The following is a 2,502-nucleotide window of genomic DNA, read 5'->3' on the forward strand; positions in this document are numbered from 1 at the left end:
TGTTGATTTGCGCTGAGAGCTGACCCGGTTGGGCTGAAGATTTCCATTGAGATTTGACCCATGTGACCCTTCCCCGAGCGAAGCGCGAGGGGGTCAACGGAGTGATCGACATGGGACTACTGAACGTGATCCGGAAGCTGCGCCTTCGTCAGGGTTTGCCGATACGAGAGATTGCGCGCCGCACAGGCCTGTCGCGCAATACGGTCAAGAAGTATCTTAGGGCGGATGTTATCGAGCCGCATTTTGCTACGCCTGATCGCCCGAGTAAGCTTGACCCTTTTGCCGAGAAGCTGGCGGTCTGGCTGAAGACCAATGCCGGGAGGCCACGCAAAGAGCGGCAGACTCTGACGAAGATGCATGCCGATCTCGTCGCTCTCGGCTTCACCGGCTCCTACAGTCGTGTGGCGGCCTTTGCACGAGAATGGCGGGCATATCGTCAGAGCGAGCAACAGACGACAGGTCGCGGGACGTTCGTTCCGCTGGCCTTCCGTGCTGGCGAAGCGTTCCAGTTCGACTGGAGCGAGGACTTTGCAGGCGTTGGTGGTGAGCGCATGAAGCTTCAGGTGGCCCATATCAAGCTGTCGCACAGTCGGGCCTTTCTCTTGCGCGCGTATCCTTTGCAGACCCATGAGATGCTGTTCGACGCACATTGGCACGCATTCCGAGTCTTCGGCGGCGTGCCGGAGCGCGGGATCTACGACAACATGCGCACGGCTGTGGACCGTGTTGGCCGGGGCAAGGAACGGCAGGTCAATATCCGCTTCCTCGCCATGGCCAACCACTATGTGTTCGAGCCCGAGTTCTGCAATCCGGCGGCGGGTTGGGAGAAAGGGCAGGTCGAGAAGAATGTCCGCGACGCCCGTCACCAGATGTTGCAGGTCATGCCAAACTTCTCTGATCTTGCGGGGCTGAACGCCTGGCTGGAAAAGCGTTGCTACGAGCTGTGGCATGAGACTGCCCATGGCACGCTGCCCGGAACCATCGCCGATGTCTGGGCAGCGGAACAAAGGACCTTGATGCCTCTGCCAGTGGCGTTCGACGGCTTTGTCGAGGTGAGCAAGCGTGTCTCACCCACTTGCCTGATCAGCTTTGAGCGCAATCGCTACAGCGTTCCGGCATCATTCGCGAACCGACCCGTCAGTCTGCGGGTCTATCCCGACCGGTTGGTGGTGGCGGCGGAGGGCAAAATCCTGTGCGAGCATGCCCGCCTGATCCAGCGCAGCCACAAGTTGCCCCCGAAGACAATCTATGACTGGCGGCATTATCTGGCGGTTGTCCAAAGGAAGCCCGGGGCTCTTCGCAATGGCGCGCCCTTCCTGGAATTGCCACCTGCCTTCAGGCAGTTGCAGGATCAGATGCTACGCAAACCCGGTGGTGATCGCGAGATGGTCGATATTCTCGCACTCGTCTTGCAGCATGATGAGCAGGCCGTGCTGACCGCCGTGGAATTGGCACTGACCGAGGGCGTGCCCACCAAGACCCATGTGCTGAACCTCCTGCACCGCCTTGTCGACGGCAAGGTGACTGGTGGTCCGCCACTGGATACTCCGCAAGCGCTGATCCTGCGGCGCGAGCCCAAGGCCAATGTCGAACGTTATGACGCCCTGCGCAGTCAGATCACTGCAGGAGGCCGCCATGCGTCATGACCCTGCCGCAGGTGGCATCGTGATCATGCTCCGCAGCTTGAAGATGTATGGCATGGCCCAAGCCGTCGAGGATCTCATCGAACAGGGGGCACCTGCCTTTGAGGCGGCCATCCCTATCCTGTCGCAACTGCTGAAGGCCGAACTAGCCGAACGGGAGGTGCGCTCCATCGCCTATCACATGAAGGCGGCACGCTTCCCAGCCTACAAGGACCTCTCGGGCTTCGACTTCGCCGCCAGCGATATCAACGAGGCCACCGTTAGAACGCTGCACCGCTGCGAGTTCCTCGACGGCGCGCAGAATGTCGTCCTGATTGGCGGACCGGGCACCGGAAAAACCCATGTCGCGACCGCCCTTGGCATACAGGCCGTTGAGCATCATCGCCGCAAGGTCCGCTTCTTCTCCACAATCGAACTGGTCAACGCCCTCGAACAGGAAAAGGCCAAGGGCAAGGCGGGGCAGATTGCCGAAAGCTTGACCCGCCTCGACCTCGTGATCCTCGACGAGCTTGGATACCTGCCGTTCAGTGCCTCGGGCGGGGCGTTGTTGTTCCACTTGCTGAGCAAGCTTTACGAGCGCACCAGCGTCGCGATCACAACCAATCTCAGCTTCAGCGAATGGGCCACGGTCTTCGGCGACGCGAAGATGACCACGGCACTGCTCGACCGCCTCACACACCGCTGCCACATCCTGGAAACTGGAAACGACAGCTTCCGCTTCAAAGCAAGTTCAGCCGCAGCAGCTCGAAAGAAGAAGGAGTGAAACCGTGCATTGACCCAAGCATGACACGAAATCCATAACCAATGGTGGGTCACTTCTCGATGGAAAACCCGGGTCAGCTCTCAGTGCAAATCAACA

General features: G+C 59.9%; 2 protein-coding genes. Both read left to right on the forward strand.

The features are described 5' to 3' along the window. Window positions 1–110: 110 nt before the first annotated feature. Window positions 111–1,646 carry an IS21 family transposase gene (gene istA / locus G5V65_RS21640; RefSeq protein ID WP_165054651.1) on the forward strand — a complete coding sequence of 512 codons (1,536 nt, stop codon included), beginning with the start codon at window positions 111–113 and terminating at the stop codon, window positions 1,644–1,646. After that, window positions 1,636–2,406 (forward strand): IS21-like element helper ATPase IstB, encoded by a 771-nt coding sequence (gene istB, locus G5V65_RS21645; RefSeq protein ID WP_165054648.1) that lies wholly within the window; start codon window positions 1,636–1,638, stop codon window positions 2,404–2,406. Before istA ends, istB begins: the two co-directional genes overlap by 11 nt. The last annotated feature ends 96 nt before the right edge of the window (window positions 2,407–2,502 follow it).

Source organism: Paragemmobacter kunshanensis (assembly GCF_011059185.1).
GTDB classification, from domain to species: domain Bacteria; phylum Pseudomonadota; class Alphaproteobacteria; order Rhodobacterales; family Rhodobacteraceae; genus Paragemmobacter; species Paragemmobacter kunshanensis.